The 18,312-nt window shown below is 65.3% G+C and carries 14 protein-coding genes and 1 pseudogene; 6 read left to right on the top strand and 9 right to left on the bottom strand.

The window, feature by feature from the left end:
- Positions 1 to 13: 13 nt before the first annotated feature.
- Both XH85_RS08990 and XH85_RS44830 read right to left on the bottom strand, forming a co-directional pair.
- Positions 14 to 1,240 (bottom strand): LON peptidase substrate-binding domain-containing protein, encoded by a 1,227-nt coding sequence (locus tag XH85_RS08990; RefSeq protein ID WP_128931611.1) that lies wholly within the window; start codon positions 1,238 to 1,240, stop codon positions 14 to 16.
- 183 nt (positions 1,241 to 1,423) lie between these two features.
- The gene (locus XH85_RS44830; RefSeq protein WP_164940374.1) at positions 1,424 to 1,741 is read right to left on the bottom strand and encodes a hypothetical protein; all 318 of its coding nucleotides are present in this window, start codon (positions 1,739 to 1,741) and stop codon (positions 1,424 to 1,426) included.
- A gap of 145 nt (positions 1,742 to 1,886) precedes the next feature.
- Here XH85_RS44830 and XH85_RS08980 point away from each other — a divergent pair, with 145 nt between their 5' ends.
- Together XH85_RS08980 and XH85_RS08975 are read left to right on the top strand one after the other, a co-directional pair.
- Complete coding sequence (locus XH85_RS08980; protein WP_128931610.1) at positions 1,887 to 2,795, top strand: PaaI family thioesterase; 909 nt, start codon at positions 1,887 to 1,889, stop codon at positions 2,793 to 2,795.
- A gap of 67 nt (positions 2,796 to 2,862) precedes the next feature.
- Complete coding sequence (locus XH85_RS08975; RefSeq protein WP_164934992.1) at positions 2,863 to 3,228, top strand: hypothetical protein; 366 nt, start codon at positions 2,863 to 2,865, stop codon at positions 3,226 to 3,228.
- Between the two features lie 50 nt (positions 3,229 to 3,278).
- Here the strand turns inward: XH85_RS08975 and poxB are convergent, their stop codons facing one another.
- From poxB to XH85_RS08960, 3 genes are all read right to left on the bottom strand, one after another.
- The gene (poxB, locus tag XH85_RS08970; RefSeq protein WP_128931609.1) at positions 3,279 to 5,015 is read right to left on the bottom strand and encodes a ubiquinone-dependent pyruvate dehydrogenase; all 1,737 of its coding nucleotides are present in this window, start codon (positions 5,013 to 5,015) and stop codon (positions 3,279 to 3,281) included.
- 107 nt (positions 5,016 to 5,122) lie between these two features.
- Complete coding sequence (locus XH85_RS08965; protein ID WP_128931608.1) at positions 5,123 to 5,755, bottom strand: 2-dehydro-3-deoxy-6-phosphogalactonate aldolase; 633 nt, start codon at positions 5,753 to 5,755, stop codon at positions 5,123 to 5,125.
- 16 nt (positions 5,756 to 5,771) lie between these two features.
- Positions 5,772 to 6,686 carry a 2-dehydro-3-deoxygalactonokinase gene (locus XH85_RS08960; RefSeq protein WP_128931607.1) on the bottom strand — a complete coding sequence of 305 codons (915 nt, stop codon included), beginning with the start codon at positions 6,684 to 6,686 and terminating at the stop codon, positions 5,772 to 5,774.
- Positions 6,687 to 6,903: 217 nt separating this feature from the next.
- Between XH85_RS08960 and XH85_RS08955 the strand changes: the two genes are divergently transcribed.
- Both XH85_RS08955 and XH85_RS08950 read left to right on the top strand, forming a co-directional pair.
- Complete coding sequence (locus XH85_RS08955; protein ID WP_128931606.1) at positions 6,904 to 8,001, top strand: LLM class flavin-dependent oxidoreductase; 1,098 nt, start codon at positions 6,904 to 6,906, stop codon at positions 7,999 to 8,001.
- Positions 8,002 to 8,057: 56 nt separating this feature from the next.
- Positions 8,058 to 8,612, top strand: coding sequence for a flavin reductase family protein (locus XH85_RS08950; RefSeq protein ID WP_128937166.1), 555 nt, complete (start codon positions 8,058 to 8,060; stop codon positions 8,610 to 8,612).
- A 200-nt stretch (positions 8,613 to 8,812) separates the two neighbouring features.
- On the opposite strand, the pseudogene XH85_RS08945 reads toward XH85_RS08950, so the two are convergent.
- From XH85_RS08945 to XH85_RS08935, 3 genes and pseudogenes are all read right to left on the bottom strand, one after another.
- Positions 8,813 to 10,675: pseudogene (locus XH85_RS08945) on the bottom strand (sigma-54-dependent Fis family transcriptional regulator).
- Positions 10,676 to 10,783: 108 nt separating this feature from the next.
- Complete coding sequence (locus tag XH85_RS08940; RefSeq protein ID WP_128931605.1) at positions 10,784 to 14,089, bottom strand: acetyl-CoA carboxylase family protein; 3,306 nt, start codon at positions 14,087 to 14,089, stop codon at positions 10,784 to 10,786.
- 193 nt (positions 14,090 to 14,282) lie between these two features.
- Positions 14,283 to 15,965, bottom strand: a complete 1,683-nt coding sequence (locus tag XH85_RS08935) for a methyl-accepting chemotaxis protein (protein WP_128931604.1) — start codon at positions 15,963 to 15,965, stop codon at positions 14,283 to 14,285.
- 361 nt (positions 15,966 to 16,326) lie between these two features.
- Here XH85_RS08935 and XH85_RS08930 point away from each other — a divergent pair, with 361 nt between their 5' ends.
- Positions 16,327 to 16,827, top strand: a complete 501-nt coding sequence (locus XH85_RS08930) for a hypothetical protein (RefSeq protein ID WP_128931603.1) — start codon at positions 16,327 to 16,329, stop codon at positions 16,825 to 16,827.
- 11 nt (positions 16,828 to 16,838) lie between these two features.
- Entirely contained in the window at positions 16,839 to 17,312 is a 474-nt protein-coding gene (locus XH85_RS08925; RefSeq protein ID WP_164940719.1) for a hypothetical protein, read from the top strand.
- A 244-nt stretch (positions 17,313 to 17,556) separates the two neighbouring features.
- Here the strand turns inward: XH85_RS08925 and XH85_RS08915 are convergent, their stop codons facing one another.
- On the bottom strand, positions 17,557 to 18,156 hold the full coding sequence (locus XH85_RS08915) for a TetR/AcrR family transcriptional regulator (protein ID WP_128931600.1): 600 nt from the start codon (positions 18,154 to 18,156) through the stop codon (positions 17,557 to 17,559).
- Positions 18,157 to 18,312 lie beyond the last annotated feature (156 nt).

Below are 18,312 nucleotides of genomic sequence, written 5' to 3'. Positions count from 1 at the left end.
GCCGCACGTTGCTCTAGCGCTTGTCCTCGCCAGCGTTTCGCACAATGGCCTTGTCCACGCGCCAACGCGATACGCCCTGCTCGGCGAGCAAGCGCGCCGCTGGGCTTCGTGTCTCCGGAAAGAGGGCGACGAGCGCATTGGTGCCCGTCACGGCAGGATTGCCGACCTCCTGCGCATGCAGTGCGGCGCGGCGGTCGACGCGCCGGAACGCAACGGTTGGCGCCGCTGTTCCCGTCTCGATCACAGTGTGTGCGAGCTCCTTGTCGAGATAGTCTGTGAGGTTTTGCCTGAGCACGCCGAGATCGGCGTTGCAGGCCTGCAAGATAGGTGCGGCATCACCGTCTTCGGTCAACGCCAGCAACAGGTGCTCCAGCGTTGCGAACTGATGGCGGCGCTGATCGGCGAGGGCCAGCGCTCGGCGTCGCGTCGCAGCATAGGCCGCGCCAAATGGGCGAGACGACACGTCCAGCAACCCGTCGATCTTCTCCAGGCGCTTCACGGGATCGAGCAGGGCCAGCAGCTCGTACTTGTCCTTGATCGGCAGCTTCATGCGCATCGCCATCGTGTCCGCTATGCGGCCGACGTCGTGCGTCTGATCGAAGAACAACCAGATATCAGGCACCAGCAAGCCGTGGGTGGCTGCGTAATCCTCGAAACGCTGGATGGCCCGGCGGATCAGTTCGGGCGAATCGACGGGCGCCCCTTCGGGCAATTCGGATGCCTCGGACCGATAACCGCTCGATTGCGCAGCGAAGCTGCGCAGCGCGACGCGGCGGAGGACACGCGTCAGGACCCTGATCGATCCGTCCTGGAGCCGTTCGAGTTCGACCAATTGAACCAGCACGCCGATCTCACAGAGGTCGGCAAATTGCGGCTCATCGACGGTCGCATCGCGCTGGATCGCGCAGACCATCTCGCGCTCGCCCTCGAACGCATGGTTGAGCGCGAGCACGGTGTTCTCGCGGCCGACGAACAACGGAAAGGTTGCGCCCGGAAACGGCACGAAATCGCGCAACGGGACCGCCGGATAGACCGCAGTCGAGCTGATGGGCCTTGCGATCGGCACGAGCGTGTCGCGACGCCCGGTCTGGAGCATTGCCGACAACGTATTCCAGTCTGCAACGCCCAGCATCCTCGATACCAGTTCGAGGCTTTCGCTGTGACTGATGGTGACGGCCTTGGTAGTCAGGGTTTCGCGCAGGGTCTGCGCCATAGCCTTGGCATCGCGAAAATCGCGCATCGGTTCGTCCTCTGCATGAGCGATCCAGATATATCAGGCGGTTGCGTTGCTGACCCGGACGCTCGGGCAAAGGGGAGGCCGAGAAGGCTCGATACGTTCACCATTCCACGGAGGGTGCAACCGGCAGGTCGTATCAACCTACGCTGAAGGTGGCGCAAAGATAAATCGCTGTCAATTGCGATCTCAATTCTTCACCGCCGGGATGTCCTCCGCCGGCTGCTGCTGGCCCTGCTTGTACATCGCCAGCGCCTTGTCGAGTGCTTCGCGCAGCGCCAGCGCGGCCGCGACGCTGCAACGTAAGTGCGCGGTCTGGACCACGTCGACCCTGACGGCGGCACCGACCGGCATCAGCAGGTTTGCGGCGAGCTCGATCTGGATCGCGCCGTTGTGGTGGCCGAAGCAGGAGGCACCGTCGAAATAGATGATCGGCGCCCGTTCCGAGCTGGAGGTCGAAATGGTGACGGGCCCCTGGGCGGTCGAGGGTGTTTCGGGGTCGGTCATGGGCGCTCCTTGCGGCTAGTCGAACGAACGAAGCACCCACCATCGTCGCTTCGGCCCGCCCTGTCGAGGCCAAACCGCCCGAGGCAGACCGGCGGCGCCTATTCGGGGTTTTGCGCGGCGCCCGGCACTGGTCTAGAACGTCGTCATGTCCGCTATACCTACCACGCTCCCCTTCGAGGAACTCGCCGAGGCCATCAAGGGCCGCCGCTCCGACTACGGCCATATCAGCGGGCTCCAGCTTGACCGCTTCGCACCCGGCGAGGCCTGGTCCAGCCTGCCCTACCGTCCCGTCTTCGTCGGCGACACCGAGACCGGCGTTCTGCATGGCGGTGTCGTCACCGCGATGCTGGACGAGAGCTGCGGCATGGCGGTGCAGCTCGCGCTCGACGGCACCCGCGCGATCGCGACCCTGGACCTGCGCATCGACTATCAGAAGCCGGCGACGCCGGGCCTCGACATCAAGGCGCATTCGGTCTGCTATCGCACCACGCGCTCGATCGCCTTCGTTCGCTCTACCGCCTATCAGGAGTCCGAGGACGATCCGGTCGCGACCGCGACGGCCTGCTTCATGATCGGCGCCAACCGCACCAACATGCTCGCCGACCGCAGGATGGATGCGCGCAGCATACCAACGCTGGAGGCGCCGGAGGATCCAGACGGCCCGTTTGCAAATAGCCCGTTCGCGCGCTGCCTCGGCATTCGCGTCAACGACGACGGCACGCTGACGATGCCGTTCTCGCCGAAGATCATCGGCAATCCGATCCTGCCCGCGATCCATGGCGGCATGACCGGCGCCTTCCTGGAGACCACCGCGATCATCGGGGTGGCGCGCGAGCTCGGCACCGCCGCGCCGCCCAAACCGATCGGCCTCACCGTCAACTATCTGCGCTCCGGCCGTGCGCTCGACACCTTTGCCAACGTCTCGATCGTGAAGCAGGGCCGCCGCATCGTGGCCTTTGAGGCGCGGGCGTGGCAGGACGATGCGAACAAGCCGATCGCCACGGCCTTCGGTCATTTCATGTTGCGGCCGACGCCTGGAAGTGACGAGGAATAGGCGTATTTTACTTGACGGGCGGGGCGCAGGACACAACGATAGCGCGTTCCCGGCGAGAGGTATTGATTTGCGGCACCCGCTCGACATCATCGCCATGTTCGCCGCACTCTGGCTGCTGGCATCGATGGTGCTCGACGCGTTGACGCCGAAGGAACTGACGGCGGTGATGATCGCCATTGCGATCGGGCCCGCCATCGTCGTCACCGCTGTGTTCTACTACCTGCGCTGCCCGCGCACGGATTTTGCGGTGATGTTCGCGGCGCTCTGGCTGATCTCGGACATCGCGATCGCCTTCATCTCGCCGAAGGAGTTGCCGCATTTCCTGATCATGCTCGGCTTCGTGCCGGCGCTGCTGATCGGCATCGTGCTGCACTGGCAGCGCTTCCAGCGCCGCCACGAGCGGATGCCCGCGCCCTCGATGAAGCGGGGCTAGCGCGATTCCACTCTCCCTTCGGGAGAGGTGAAGAGCCATCTCAGGCATATTCAGCGCGGCAACAGATTCGTCTTCGCGAGGTCGAGCACCTCGTCGCCGCGGCCGTTCATCACGGCGCGCAGCACCCACAGACTAAAGCCCTTGATCTGCTCGGGCGTGATGGTCGGCGGCATCGACAGCTCCTGCTTGGCGGTGACGACGTCGAGCAGCGCCGGCCCGTTATGGGCCAGCACCTCCTTCATCGCGCCCGAGAGTTCGCCGGGGTCCTCGACGCGCTTCGCAAAGACGCCCATCGCGCGCGCCATCGCGGCGAAATCAGGGTTCTCCAGATCGACATTGGTGTCGACGAAGCCCGCGGCCTTCATCTCCAGCGCGACGAAGCCGAGCACGCCGTTGTTGAACACGATCACCTTCACCGGCAGCTTCATCTGCGTCAGCGTGATCAGGTCGCCCATCAGCATGGTGAAGCCGCCGTCGCCCGACAGCGAGATCACCTGGCGGCCGGGCTGTGCAGCCTGCGCGCCGATCGCCTGCGGCATGGCGTTGGCCATCGAGCCGTGCACGAAGGAGCCGATCAGACGGCGGCGGCCGTTCATGTCGAGATAGCGCGCGGCCCACACCGTAGGCGTGCCGACGTCGGCGGTGAACACGGCATCGTCGGTCGCATGGTCGCTGATGACTTTTGCCAGATATTGCGGATGGATCGGCTTGGCTCCCGGCGTGCCCCTGGCGAGCTGGTCGAGCCCCTCGCGCGCCTTCTTATAGTGCGCGATGGCATCGTCGAGATGCTTGCGCTGCGTCTTTGTCTTGAGCAGCGGCAGCAGCTCCTCGATGGTGAGCTTGACGTCGCCGACGAGCCCGAGATCGATCTTGCAGCGCCGTCCCAGATTTTCCGGCCTGATGTCGATCTGTACGATCTGGCAGTCGGTCGGGAAGAACTGCTTGTATGGGAAATCTGTGCCGAGCATCACCAACGCGTCGCAGGCGTGCATGGCCGCGTAACCAGAGGAGAAGCCGATGAAGCCGGTCATGCCGACGTCGTAGGGGTTGTCGTGTTCGACATGCTCCTTGCCGCCGAGGGCATGCACGATTGGGCTCTTCAGGGTCTCCGCAAGCTGCATCAGCGGCGCATGCGCGCCGGCGCAGCCACGGCCGCAGAACAGCGTGATGCGTTCGGCGCCATTCAGGCGATCCGCAAGCGCCTTCAGCTCATCGGCCTGCGGCACGACCTTCGGCGCTGCCAGCGCAAGCCCGCGCGTCGTCGACAGCGCGCGCTTCGGCGGGCTGCGGAAAGCGACATCGCCGGGCATGGCGACGACGGCGACACCGCGAAGGCCTACCGCCGCACGGATCGCATTCTCCAGCACGTAAGGAAGCTGGCTCGGGTCGGAGACCAACTCGCAATAATGGCTGCACTCGCGGAACAGGTTTTGCGGATGCGTTTCCTGGAAATAGCCGCCGCCGATCTCGGCTGAGGGGATCTGCGCCGCGATTGCCAGCACAGGAACGCGGCTGCGATGCGCGTCAAACAGGCCGTTGATCAGATGCAGATTGCCGGGGCCGCAGGAGCCGGCACACACCGCAAGGCTGCCCGTCATCTCGGCTTCGCCGGCGGCGGCGAAAGCCGCAACCTCTTCGTGCCGGACATGGATCCATTCGATCGTGCCGCGACGGCGCAGCGCCTCGGTAAATGCGTTCAGGCTGTCGCCGACGATGCCGTAGATGCGCTTGACGCCGGCCTGTTCGAGCGTTGCCACGAACAGATCGGCCACATTGTTGATCGCCATGTCGGTCTCCTGCTTCAGCCAATCACATGCACACGATGTGCAGGCATCGATTGCGATGCCGTGAGGCACAATAAGCTATGACACGATTGCGGCGTATCTGTTCCGGCTCAATCTTTCACAATCGCCCGATCGTAGGCTGTGATCGTCGCGTTCGCGCGCGCGGCGACATCGGCGGCTGACATGCCGGGCTTGTACAGGCTGGAGCCGAGCCCGAACGCCGTCACGCCGCCCTTGATATACTCGGCAAAATTCTGATCGGAGACACCGCCGACGGCGGCGATCATCACGCCGGCCGGCAGCACGGCGCGGATCGCCGCAATGCCGGACGCGCCGAGCACGCTCGCCGGAAAGAACTTCAGGCTCGAGGCGCCGGAGCGCGCCGCCAGCAGTGCCTCGGTCGGCGAGAACACGCCCGGCATCGTCACCATGCCGTGCTGGTGCGCGCGCGCCAGCACCTCGGTGTCGACATTCGGCGAAACCATGAGCTTGCCGCCAACGTCGTTGAGACGATCGACATCCTGAGCCGTCAGCACCGTGCCGGCGCCGATCAGCACGCCGGCCGGCGCGAGCTTCACGGCGGTGCCGATCGAGCGGAACGGATCGGGCGAGTTCAGCGGGATCTCGATCGCGGTCATGCCGGCCTCGATCAGCACGCCGACGATCGCCTCGGCTTCCTCAGGCTTGACGCCGCGCAGGATCGCGACCAGCGGACGCTTCATCGGCGGAAAGGGAACGCTCATCTCAAGAGTCCTTCTTCTATTTCGTCCAGATCGCCGCAGCCGCCATCGACAGGCCGCTGCGGACGGCTTCATCGGCATCGATCGGCTGCACGGTGACCGACAGTGCGTCGAAAGCCAGCCGGTATAGCGTTGCAAGGCGACCCGATGCGAGCAACATGACGCCTGCTTTCGGCACGGTACCGGAGAGCCCTGCCGCCAGCTCGACGCCAATCAACGTGCCCGACAGCGCTTCGCGCGCTGCGGCCGGCGTGCCGCCGAACAAGAGCTGCCGCGACCGCGCGGTGAACAGAAGATTGGCGGCGAAGGCCGGCGTCTTGAACGCTGCAATTACTGCCGCCCTGAAGCTTGCGACATCCTCGGCGTCATCGGCGCCGGCGACCGCGAGCGACAGGATGGTCTCGCGCGACACCGCGCTGAAGAGCTCGCCGGTCATGAACGTCGAAAAGTGCTCGACAATGCCATCCTTCACGCGGACCCATTTCGAATGCGTGCCGGGCATGCAGACCAGGGCCTCGCCGGCGGCATCGAGGCCGAGCGCACCGAGCAATTGCGTCTCCTCGCCGCGCATGACGTCCGGCGCGTTTGCATCGCGCTGCGCGATGCCCGGCAGGATGCGGATATCGCGCGCCTCGCCCGGCACAAGCGCGGCTTGTTTCAGGATGGCAGCAAGTGGCGCCGGCGTGTCGACATAGCCGGCCTCGACCCAACCCGTTTTGGCGCCGGCCATGCCGCAGACGAGAACCGGCAGATGATCCGGAGCTTCGACCGCCGCAAGATGCGAATGCAGCACGGCGGGAAAACCGGTCTTGGCCGCAGCCAGCATGCCCTCGCCGCTGCGGCGCTCCGCCAGCACCTGGCCGGCACGGTCGATCAGCCAGAGCCGGAAGCTGCTGGTGCCCCAGTCCACTGCGACATAGGCGGGTTCGGTCATCTCAACGCGTATCCTCGTCTCACGGCCAAGACGCCGTCTTGCGACAATGAGACAGCGCCTTGTAAATTCGTCCCGGGATATCGGCTATTGCCGCCGTAAACCAGCCTTTTCTCGCAGGTCTGCGGCGCCGCCCGCGCTGGCACACCGCTTGCTGAAGCGTCCCCACTCACGTCCGTGAACCGCGCGACAAGACGCGTCAACATCAGATGAGGAAACCATGGAGATCGGTTATTTCACGATGCCTTCGCATCCGCCGGAGTGCGGCCTGAAGGAAGGGAACGACTGGGACTTGCAGGTCGTGCGCTGGCTCGACGAGCTCGGCTATCAGGAAGCCTGGGTCGGCGAGCACCACACCGCGCCCTGGGAACCCAACCCCACGCCGGACCTCCTGATCGCGCAGGCGCTGATGCAGACCAAGAAGCTTCGCATTGGACCCGGCGGTTTCCTCTTGCCCTATCACCACCCGGCCGAGCTCGCCAACCGCGTGGCGATGCTGGACCATCTCTCCGAGGGCCGGCTCAATTTCGGCGTCGCGGCGAGCGGCCTGCCGAGCGACTGGGCGATGTTCAACGTCGACGGCATGAGCGGGCAGAACCGCGACATGACTCGCGAAGCGCTGGAGATCATCCTGAAGCTGTGGACTGAACCTGCGCCCTTCACCCATAAGGGCAAGTTCTGGACGGTGACCAAGCCGGACACGATGTTCGACTTCCTCAAGCCCCACATCAAGCCGCTGCAGGCGCCGCATCCGCCGATCGGCGTCGCCGGGCTCTCCAAGAATTCGGACACCTTGAAGCTCGCCGGCGAGCGCGGCTTCATCCCGATGAGCCTCAACCTCAACCCGGCCTATGTCTCGAGCCATTGGGATTCGGTCGAGATCGGCGCCGCCAAGACCGGACGCAAACCGAACCGGCAGGACTGGCGGCTGGTGCGCGAGGTGTTCGTCGCCGACACCGATGAGGAGGCCTGGAAGCTCTCGACCGGCGACATGATGGGCCGGATGATGCACGAGTACTTCCTGCCGCTGCTCGGCCATTTCGGCTTCAAGGACTATCTCAAGCACGCGCCCGACGTGCCCGATAGCGACGTCACGGTCGAATATTGCGCCAAGCGGAACTGGATCGTCGGCTCGCCCGCGACTGTCGCCGAAAAAATCGAGAAGATCTACGACGAGGTCGGCGGCTTCGGCGTGCTGCTGGTGTTCGGCTTCGACTACAAGCACAAGGCGGAAGCCTGGCACCACTCGCTGTCACTGCTGAAGAACGAGGTGATGCCGCGCCTGGCGCATCTCGGCTCCGCGAAGAAGGCAGCTTGACCTGCAGCGGGTGCGGCGCGATCGTGCCGCACCCGCATCATTTCGGAGATTTCCGCGTGACGGTCGACGCCAAGGATTTCAAGCAGGCGATGCGCCAATGCGCCGGCGCGGTCGCGCTGGTGACTGTCGGCGCCGAGCACGGCAAGCGCACCGGACTGACCGTGACCTCGGCCTGCTCGCTCTCCGACAATCCGCCCTCGCTGATTGTCTGCGTCAACCACAACGCCAGCGCGCATGGGCGCATCCGCGAGGAAGGCGCTTTTGCGATCAACTTCCTGCACGAGGATCACTCCCTGCTGGCGCTGATCTTCAGCGGCCAGAAAGGCGTCAACGGCGACGACCGCTTCGCTTTCGGACAATGGACGCGCGGCGAGACCGGCGCGCCGGTGCTGACAGACGCGGTCGCGGCATTCGATTGCGTGCTGGCCCACGAGTTCGAAACCAAGACGCATTCGATCTTCGTCGGCGAGGTGCGCGGCGTGTCGCACGCAGCGACGGCTACGCCGCTGGTCTATTTGCGAAGCAGCTTTCATACACTCCACGAAATCCGCGAGACAGTTACAGTCGGCGACCTCGATTCGCGGCATCTGAGCTGGACGGATTTTTCGTAAGGCGCTGCCCTCTTCCCTTTTCCCCTTGTGGGAGAAGGTGGCGCGAAGCGCCGGATGAGGGGTATCTATCCGCGTATTGAAACGAGAATTGGACTCGCGGCGAGAGACCCCTCACACGTCTCGCCGCTGGCGCGGCGAGCCACCCTCTCCCACAAGGGGAGAGGGGAAGAAAGAGCGCCGCTTCGCAAACTGTTAGCTGCCTACTGCGCAGTCTCGATCTTCAGCTGCTTGATCTTGCGATACAGCGTGGCGCGGCTGAGCTTCAGCGCGCGTGCTGTCTCGGTCACGCGGCCGCCGTGCTTGCGTAACGCCTCGACGATCGTGGCGCGCTCGGCAGCTTCGAGATTCGGCTCCGTCCTTCCGAACGGCGGCAAATCGAGATCGGCATCGGTGATGACACCGTCTTCCGCCGTGCAGCCGGCGAGCCGCAGCACGTGGCGGAGCTGGCGCATGTTGCCGGGGAACGGATAGGCCACGAGATGTGACCAGGCTTCCTCCGCGAGGCGGCAGTTCGGCGCCTCCTCGCGCGCGATCTGGCGGATGACGTCGTCGCGGTCGGCGCGCTCGCGCAAGGCGGGCAATCGCACCTCCATGCCGCGCAAGCGGAAATAGAGATCGGCACGGAAGCCTCCCTCCTCGGCCATGCGAGCGAGATCGCGATGCGTGGCGCTGATCAGGCGGATGTCGACGGCGACAGGCTTGAGCGCGCCGAGCGGCCAGACCTCGCGGTTTTCCAGCACGCGCAGCAGGCGGGTCTGGAGCGCGACCGGCATGTCGCCGATCTCGTCCAGGAACAGCGTGCCGCCATCGGCCTGCACGATCAGGCCCTTCGAGCCCTCGCGTCGCGCGCCGGTGAAGGCGCCGGCCTCGTAACCGAACAGCTCGGCGTCGATCAGGCTCTCCGGCATCGCCGCGCAGTTCAGCGCGACATAGTTGTTGCGCGCGCGGTTGCTCGCGGCGTGAATGGCGCGCGCGAACACGTCCTTGCCGACGCCGGTCTCGCCATGCAGCAGCACCGGCAGATTGTGGTCGCCGATGCGCCTCAGCCGTTTCACGCTTCTGATCAGGCCGGGATCGCGGCCGGCGAGCCGATGCAACGCGTCGAAGCGATCGACGGGCCCATCGCGGGGCGGCGCAAGCGGGCGCGTGGAAGACCTTGCGCGCAGCGGCGGCGCGACACGGGCCCGACCCAAGGCACGGCCGTCGGCACGGCGCAGCTCGACTACATCATCCGCGCCACGCGCGCCCTGACGGTCGACCTCGATGTAGCGCGACAGATCGATGCCGGATGCGATCAGACCGTCGGTCAGACCGAGCAGTGCGCGCGCCGTACGGCAGGCGCCGACGATGCGCCGATCGTCGTCATAGGCGATCAGCCCGCGACCGCCATCGCCCGGCACGCGCGCGACCCAGGCCTGGCGGAAATGATCGCGGAAGATCGCATCCTCGATGCGGCGCGTCGCCTCCATCGTGACGGCGAGTGCAAGCTGATGCGCGGTGCGGCTGAGATCGCTGCGGCACGAGGTGATGTTCACTGCACCCGCGATGCGGCCGGTGGAATCGAACAGCGGCGCCACCGCACAGGAGAAGATGCCCTATTGCTCGCGAAAATGTTCGTCGCGATGCACCAGGATCGGTTTCTCTTCCGCGAGCGCGGTGCCGAGCCCATTGGTCCCCTCGAAGCTTTCCGAGAAATTCGAGCCGGTATAGACCCCCCAGTGCAGGAAGATGTCGGCATCGGCGGCGCCGGGCAGCCAGCTGAGCAGGGCTGTTGCGCTGGGGTCCGCCAGATTGACGCAATAGCCGGCCTCGCGCAGGACCCGCGCGAGGTCTTCGAGCTCCGGCGTCGCGAGCCGGATCAGCTGCTCCATCGGTTCGGCGGCATGCCGGATTTCGGCTTCGGTCAGCGTCTGGGGCGGTCCGCGGCGGGCGGGATCGAGCTTGTGATTGACCAGGCAGCGCCGCCAGGAATTGGCAATCCGCGAAGAGGCATCGACGTCGGCCACGTGATTGGCGACGGACAAGACACGGGCGACATGGTTCGAGGCCGAAAGGCTGGCCATCGCGGACGTCTCCACCCTGTATTATTGTGCAAAGTCTGGCACCGCAGGCGGGGAAGTCAATCGGGAACCGGGAACGCACGCAGCGCAGTCAAAATTGCTGCACCGCCCTCACCACGTATCGATGCACGGCCGCTTCTTGCCCGTTCGCGCCGGCGGCTGCGGCACCGAGCGCAGGCCCGCCATGATCCAGCGCCGCGTCTCGGCGGGGTCGATGACGTTGTCGATCTCGAACACCGAGGCGATCGAGACCGCCTTGCCGTTGGCATAGAGCTCGGCGACCTTGTTGCGGTAGTAGGTCTCACGCTCCTCCGGATCGGCGATCGCCTCCATCTCCTTGCGGAAGCCGAGGCGGACATAGCCCTCCAGCCCCATGCCACCGAACTCGCCGGTCGGCCAGGCCGCGGTGAAGAACGAGGCGTGGAAGCCGCCGCCGATCATCGACTGCGCCCCGAGCCCGTAGCCTTTGCGCAGCACGATGCCGAACAGCGGCACGGTGAGGCTCGCGCCCGTCACGAACATGCGTGAGATGTGACGCACGATCGCGGTCTTCTCCGCTTCCGGCCCGACCATGAAGCCAGGCGTGTCGCAGAGCGAGACGACGGGTAAGTCGAAGGCGTCGCAGAGCTGGAGAAAGCGCGCGGCCTTGTCGCCGGCGTCGGCATCGATCGCGCCACCGAGATGGCGCGGATTGTTGGCGATCAGGCCGAACGGCTTGCCCTCGATGCGGATCAGCGCGGTGATCATGCCGACGCCGTAGTCGCGGCGCAGCTCCAGCACGGAGTCCTTGTCGGCGACGAGATCGATCACGCTGCGGATGTCGTAGACGCGAAGACGGTTCTCAGGGATCGCGCGGCGGAGCAGGCGCTGGTCGGCAGCCTTCCACTCCGACACCGCGCCCTGGAAATAAGACAGATATTTTTGCGCGACGCGCGTCGCCTCTTCCTCGTCCTCGACCAGGATGTCGATGACGCCGTTCGGCGACTGGAACGAGACCGGACCGACCTCGGCCGGATGATAGACGCCGAGCCCGCCGCCCTCGATCATGGCGGGGCCGCCCATGCCGATCGAGGCGTTCTTGGTGGCGATGATGACGTCGCAGCAGCCGAGCATCGCGGCATTGCCGGCGAAGCAATAGCCGGAAACGACGCCGACGACAGGCACGAGGCCGGACAGCCTTGCGAACTGCACGAAGGACGGGCCGTCGAGGCCGGTCATGCCGAGCCGGTCCGTATCGCCGGGCCGGCCCCCGCCGCCCTCGGCGTAAAACACCAAGGGCACACGCCAGTCTTCCGCCAGCGTCAGCATGCGGTCGATCTTCTTGTGGTTCATGTGGCCTTGCGTGCCCGCGAGCACGGTGTAGTCGTAGGCCACGACGATGCAGCGCCCGCCTTCGGCGCCGAACTTTTCGGCGTTGACGGTCGCAACGCCCATGACGAGGCCGTCGGCCGGCGTGTTCTTGATGAGGTCGTCCAGCTTGCGCCGGCGGCGCTGCGCCGCGATCGCAAGGCTGCCGTACTCCATGAACGAGCCTTCGTCGACGAGCTGCGCGACGTTCTCTCGCGCGGTGCGCTGGTTGGTGTTGCGGCGGCGCTCGACCGAGGCCGGGCGGTTCTCGTCGAGCGTATTGGCCTGGCGCGCGATCAGCTCGGCGAGATCGGGGCGAATGTGATCGAGATCGATATCGGCTTCCGCCGCCGCGCTGTCAGCTGCGACGTCGAGCGGCTCCAGGTACAGGATCGGCTCGCCATGCAGCAGCGTGACGCCGTCGCCGGCAACGAGCTTCATGACGCGGCCGCCCTGTTCGGCCATGACCAGATGCTCCATCTTCATGGACTCGATCACGGCAAGCTGCTGGCCGGGGCGGACGATCTCGCCCTCCTTCACCTGGATGGTGACGATGGTTCCCTGCAAGGGCGCCGCGATCATCACCGCACCTTCAGGCACGACTTGCGCGACATGCGCCTCGCTGCCGTGAGCACTGCTTCGCTCGGTTGCAGCAAAATAGAGCGGCTTGGCGGCGCCATCGGCGGCTTCGACGAGCTTTTCGATGTTGCGATCGATGAAATCGGTCGCGATGTGGTTGGTCCTGAAATCGGGATGCGCCAGCACGGCCTGGAGGAAGGCGATGTTGGTGACGACTCCGTCGATCCGGAACTCGCGCAGGACGCGCGAAGCTTTTGCGACCACGTCGTGCCAGGCCGCGCTCGGCGTGTGCACAATGACCTTGGCCAGCAGCGAGTCGAACGCCGCGCTGGTCTTATAGCCGGCATAGCCAAAGCTATCGACGCGAACGCCGGGTCCTGACGGCGGCTCGAACACGGCGAGCACACCACCGGTCGGATGCGTCGCCCCCGTTTCGTCCAGCGTCTCCATGTTGACACGAAGCTGCATAGCATGGCCGCGCGGCTTCGGAATATCGCCCTGCGCAAAGCCGATCGAGGCGAGTGTCGCACCTGCGGCGACCGCGAGCTGGGCGCGAACAAGGTCGAGGCCGAGCACCGCTTCGGTGACGGTGTGCTCGACCTGAAGCCGCGGATTGGCCTCGATGAAGGCAAAACTGTCGTCGGCGCTGCCATCGACCAGGAACTCGAACGTGCCGAGATTGTCGTAAGAGGCGGCCGCGGCGAGCTGCTTCGCCGCCTCGATGATGCGGCCGCGCAAGCCATCGCTCAGCGACGGGCTCGGCGCCACCTCGACCAGCTTCTGGTGCCGACGCTGGATGGTACATTCGCGTTCCCAGAGATGGGAGATCGCGCCGTGGCGGTCGCCGATGATCTGCACCTCGATATGGCGCGCCTGCCGGATCAGCCGCTCGGCATAGACGCCGTCGAAGCCGAACGCCGCCTTGGCCTCGGACTGGCAGCGCGCATAGGCTTCCGCAAGATCGGACGCGTTCTCCACCACGCGCATGCCGCGGCCGCCACCGCCAGCCATCGCCTTGATCACGATCGCCGCCTTGCCGCCGAGCGAGGTGAAGAACGCGGCGATCTCCTCCAGCGAGGACGGCCCGCTGGTGCCGGCGATGATGGGGACGCCGCAGCGCTTTGCCAGTTGCCGCGCAGCGACCTTGTCGCCGAACAATTCCAGCGCCGCAGGTTTCGGCCCGACGAAAACGATACCGGCATCACTGCAAGCCTTGGCGAACGCGGCGTTCTCGCTGAGGAAGCCGTAGCCGGGATGCACGGCATCGCAACCGGCGGATTCCGCCGCCTTCACCACCGCGTCGATGTCGAGATAGGCCCGCGCACCGCGGCCGGGAATTTCGACCGCCTCGTCGGCAACACGCACATGCAGCGCCAGCGCATCGTCGGCGGGATGGATCGCAACCGTCGCGATGCCGGCGTCGGCCGCCGCGCGCGCGATGCGGATGGCGATCTCGCCGCGATTGGCGATCAGGAGCTTCTTGAACGACATGCAACGGTCTCCATGCCCGCGAGGCCAGGCGCGGGTCGGCAGGTTCGATGATCCTGCTTCTTCACTTTAACCGCAGCCGTCAAGAGCGAGAAGACCGGTCGCGATGACCGCTCCCGCAGGCCGGAATTTCGATCCGCAACGCGCGCCGTGACGAGGCGAATAATCCACATCACGGCAGACAGATCGGCGACGATCAGGCCGCCCGCACGCCCGCAACGAAGGCGCCGACCTCGTATTCGAGCGATTGCAGCTTCTGCGTCAGCCGGCCGCTCGATTGCAGCACGAGGCCGGCGGCCTGGCCGGTTTCGGCCGTGGCATCGGTGACGCCGGAGATGTTCTGCGAGACCTGATCCGTGCCGGAGGCCGCCTCCTGCACGTTGCGCGCGATCGCCTGGGTCGCGGCGCCCTGCTCCTCGACCGCGGCGGCGATCGACGAGGAGATCTCGTTGACCTCCATGATGGTGGCACGGATGCTCTCGATGTTGCCGACGACCTCGTTGGTCTCGGCCTGGATCGCGGTGATCTGCGCACCGATCTCGTCGGTCGCCTTCGCGGTCTGGCTCGCCAGCGATTTCACTTCGCTCGCGACCACCGCAAAGCCCTTGCCGGCTTCGCCGGCCCGCGCCGCCTCGATGGTGGCGTTGAGCGCGAGCAAATTGGTCTGCGAGGCGATCTGGTTGATGAGATCGATGACCTCGCCGATCTTGTGCGCGGCCGCGGCCAGCCCCTGCACGGTGTCGTTGGTGCGCTGACCGTCGGCGGCGGCCTTGTCCGCCACGCTGGCCGCCTGCGCCACGCGCTGGCTGATTTCGGTGATCGAGGACGACAGCTCGCCGGCGGCTGAGGCGACCGTCTGCACGTTGCTCGATGCCTGCTGGCAGGCGGTGGCGACGAAGCTCGCGCGGTTGGTCGCCTTGTTCGCGGTCTCCGACATGCCCTGCGCGGCCTGCTGCATCGCGCGCGCCTCGTTGAAGACGTCGCGGACGACGGCCTGAACGCTTGCCTCGAACTTGCCGGCGAGATCGGCCATCGCCCTGCGCTTCTCGTCGTCGGCCTTCTGCTTCAGCTCCTGCTGCTCGGCATGCATCCGGCTGACCGCCGACGCATTGTCCTTGAACACCGCGAGCGCCTTGGCGAGCCCGCCAACCTCGTCGCGGCGATCGGTGTGGGGCACGTCGAACGCGCTATCGCCGGCGGCGAGGCGCTCGGTCAGCGCGGTGATCCTGGCCAGCGGCCGGGTGACGCTTCGCCCGATCAGGAAGGAGGCGCCGAGAACCAGGATCAGCACAGCAAGGCTTATATAGCCGAACGTCATCGCATTCTGGCGGAAGGCAGCGTCGACGTCGTCGAGATAGATGCCGGTGCCGATGATCCAGCCCCAGGGCGCAAAGCCCTTCACATACGAGATTTTCCCGACCGGCTGATCGAAACCGGGCTTCGGCCAGAGGTAGCCGTAGAAGCCCGCGCCCTGCTTGTTGACGACGTCAACGAAGCCCATGAACAGCGCATTGCCGGCGGGGTCCTTCATCCCGGAGAGGTCCTTGCCGTCGAGTTCGGGCTTGATCGGGTGCATGACCATTTTGGGGGCCATGTCGTTGATCCAGAAATACTCGACCTTGTCGTAGCGCAGGCTCTTGATTTCAGCCATTGCACCGGCCTGAGCCTGCGCGCGCGAGAGTTTTCCTTCGCTCTCGAGCTTCTGGTAGTGCGCCAGGATGCCGTAGCCGACGTCGACCATGTGCTGCGTCTTGGCCTGGCGGTCGGCGATCATCTGCGCGCGCAGGGTCGACAGCGCGATCGGCGCCAGCACGACCATGCCGAGGAGGCTGATGCCGACAATCAGGACCAGCTTGAAACTGATGCGGGAGAAAATCATCGGTGCTCGCAAGAATTGGAAGGGCTGATATGTCTGTTTATCCCGTTCCCCTTAGCAAAGCTTTAAGCATTGGATTCCCCAGAGCCCCCTAGAACTGCGTGAGGATGGGGCGCCATTCATCCGGCGGCCACCTGCGGCATCGATCCCCCGCCGTCGTGGACGTCGCTGGAGAGGGTTGGAATTCGTCGACGCTTCCCTGCATTGGAATAGTTCGAGACAAGGCCGGAGACAGGCTCTTTAGATCTAGAAGACCTCGATATCGCCCCTCCGAGCGTTGACTTGCAGAGGGCTCTGGCAGAACGATCGGCGCAGATCATCAACGCCAACCGTGGCGTGAGCGCAGCCGAAAGCCGGAGCCTCAATGCATCAATCGACATACACCGGGTCCCTCGACCTTCCCGCGCTGAGCGCGGCGGAGCGGCTCTTCATCTGGGGATTTCGGGCCAAGGCACGTAGCGGAGGCGCCGTCCCGACCGCGACCGATATCAAGCAGGTGTACGACCATTTTCGCGTGGGCGATGCCGTACCCTCGCTGGAATCCATCATCGAGATCTTCGCGTGCACGGCACATACGGCGATCGAAGTGCACTGCCCCACCTGTCCGCGCATGTCCGACAGCGAGCACGGAATCCTGCGGGCGATTGCCGCGGCCCAGCAGGAACGCATCGACGTCGCACGCGAACAGTTCGAGTGCTGGCTGCCGCCGGTCGGGGCCGATTGGGCGCTGGCGCCGGTGTGCGGGCTTGCAACGATCTTCCGCATGGCGGGTCTCATTCTGCCCGACCGGCACGTCCGCTCATTCGAGCGTGATCGGACGATGGCCATGAAAAGCTGGTTTGTGGGCAGTCCCACGCTGCACTGATGGGATCGTCGATGATGCAGGACGCGAGCGGTTCCGTGCCAGTCCCGGAGGCGGGCCAATCGCGGCTCTGTCCGCTCCAGGCCGTACTTTCGACGCCACCAAGCGTCGAGAGCTACGATCAGTTTTCCCGCGTCACGCTGTCGTTGTTCCGCTTCATCGGGGCGGCGTATGCGACCGGCGCATCCGATTGCTGGGAAGCGGCCTACCGCTTCGCCGACGAGACTCCTGATATTGCCGACAGCGCGTTGCTGGTGGCGCGGGCCGCCGCGCTGGTCAGGATCCTGCGCAGCGGCCGGCCATGCGAGCTGTGCTTCATGCCGCCGTCCTGCCGGCGGCTGTCGAAGGACGAGACGGAGCTGATGCGGTTGCTCGCCGTCGCCCGCCGCAAGCAGCCGGGCGAGCTCGAGTCCATCGTTTGCCAGTTCGTCGGCTCCGGCAAGGAGGATGCCGCAACACGCGCGGTCAACGCGCTTGCGCTGTGCTGACACTTTGACGGGTTCTAGTCGCATCCGCAGTAGCCTTGCGGTATCAACATCGCCGTGGAGGGGCGAAGCTCGACGCCTTCCATGAAACCTCCAGACGATCCCAGCACCATCACCGCTGGGATCGTCGTTTCTCGCATGTCCACCCAAAGCGCGATGAGATTAGGATGAATCGTCATCGCGCTTTAGGTTGTTGTTTGAGCATGATCTTTTCGGAAAACCGCTGCGCACTTTTCCGGATCATGCTTTAGCCGCCCTTCTTGCCCAGCACGAGGTCGATCGTGTGGGCGGCGATCTTGCGCAATTGCGGCTCGTCGCCGAACGCGCGTTCGAGCACGGCGAGTCCACGCGTCATCGTGACGATGTGTAGGGCTGCGGCGGCGGGGTTGCCACTGAACTCGCCACGTTCGGCGCCGGCCAACAACGTGTCCTGGACCAGAGCAGTGATGCGCGAGACAAGGCTTGCAAAAGCCTGACGCGCCTCTTCATCCAGCCCTTCGCCTTCGGCCGCGCCGAGCTCCATCAAGCCACGCGTGGTCGGACATCCCCGCGGCGGAGAGCCCGAGCGGAAATTGCTGATGGTCAGGTCGAAGAACGCGGTGAGGCTTTTGCGCAATGAGCCCGCGCCGAGCGCCTTTTGCAGGGCGACGAGATAATCGCCCGAATAGTGCTCATAGGCCTGGAGGAACAGCGCCTCCTTGCTGCCGAACGCATTGTAGAGGCTGCCGCGCTGGACGCCGGCGTCACGCGCGATGTCCGACAGCGACGTGCCGCGCACACCCTTGCGCCAGAACTGGTCGAACGCGATGCGCAGGACATCGTCGTGGTTGAACTCGCGCGGTCTCAAATGGCGATCCTCCTGGACTGCCCGGTCCTGAATGAACCGGCAATATTTGACACGTCGTCAACAATGTGTTTTTTGACACTACGTCAAAAACAGATCGAGGTCGATTGCCAGCTTCGTCCCTGGACCGGCCCGCAAGCAGGTGGTCGCGCCGGAAAG

This window comes from Bradyrhizobium zhanjiangense (assembly GCF_004114935.1).
Lineage (GTDB): Bacteria > Pseudomonadota > Alphaproteobacteria > Rhizobiales > Xanthobacteraceae > Bradyrhizobium > Bradyrhizobium zhanjiangense.
The sequence above is the reverse complement of the archived record's forward strand: the minus strand, read 5'-3'. Positions and strand labels throughout refer to the sequence as shown.

Excerpts from the sequence above, each read along its gene's own strand:
- XH85_RS08990 (WP_128931611.1), bottom strand. The coding sequence starts at position 1,240 with ATGCGCGATTTTCGCGATGCCAAGGCTATGGCGCAGACCCTGCGCGAA.
- XH85_RS44830 (WP_164940374.1), bottom strand. The coding sequence starts at position 1,741 with ATGACCGACCCCGAAACACCCTCGACCGCCCAGGGGCCCGTCACCATT.
- XH85_RS08980 (WP_128931610.1), top strand. The coding sequence starts at position 1,887 with ATGTCCGCTATACCTACCACGCTCCCCTTCGAGGAACTCGCCGAGGCC.
- poxB (WP_128931609.1), bottom strand. The coding sequence starts at position 5,015 with ATGGCGATCAACAATGTGGCCGATCTGTTCGTGGCAACGCTCGAACAG.
- XH85_RS08965 (WP_128931608.1), bottom strand. The coding sequence starts at position 5,755 with ATGAGCGTTCCCTTTCCGCCGATGAAGCGTCCGCTGGTCGCGATCCTG.
- XH85_RS08960 (WP_128931607.1), bottom strand. The coding sequence starts at position 6,686 with ATGACCGAACCCGCCTATGTCGCAGTGGACTGGGGCACCAGCAGCTTC.
- XH85_RS08955 (WP_128931606.1), top strand. The coding sequence starts at position 6,904 with ATGGAGATCGGTTATTTCACGATGCCTTCGCATCCGCCGGAGTGCGGC.
- XH85_RS08940 (WP_128931605.1), bottom strand. The coding sequence starts at position 14,089 with ATGTCGTTCAAGAAGCTCCTGATCGCCAATCGCGGCGAGATCGCCATC.
- XH85_RS08935 (WP_128931604.1), bottom strand. The coding sequence starts at position 15,965 with ATGATTTTCTCCCGCATCAGTTTCAAGCTGGTCCTGATTGTCGGCATC.
- XH85_RS08930 (WP_128931603.1), top strand. The coding sequence starts at position 16,327 with ATGCATCAATCGACATACACCGGGTCCCTCGACCTTCCCGCGCTGAGC.
- XH85_RS08925 (WP_164940719.1), top strand. The coding sequence starts at position 16,839 with ATGATGCAGGACGCGAGCGGTTCCGTGCCAGTCCCGGAGGCGGGCCAA.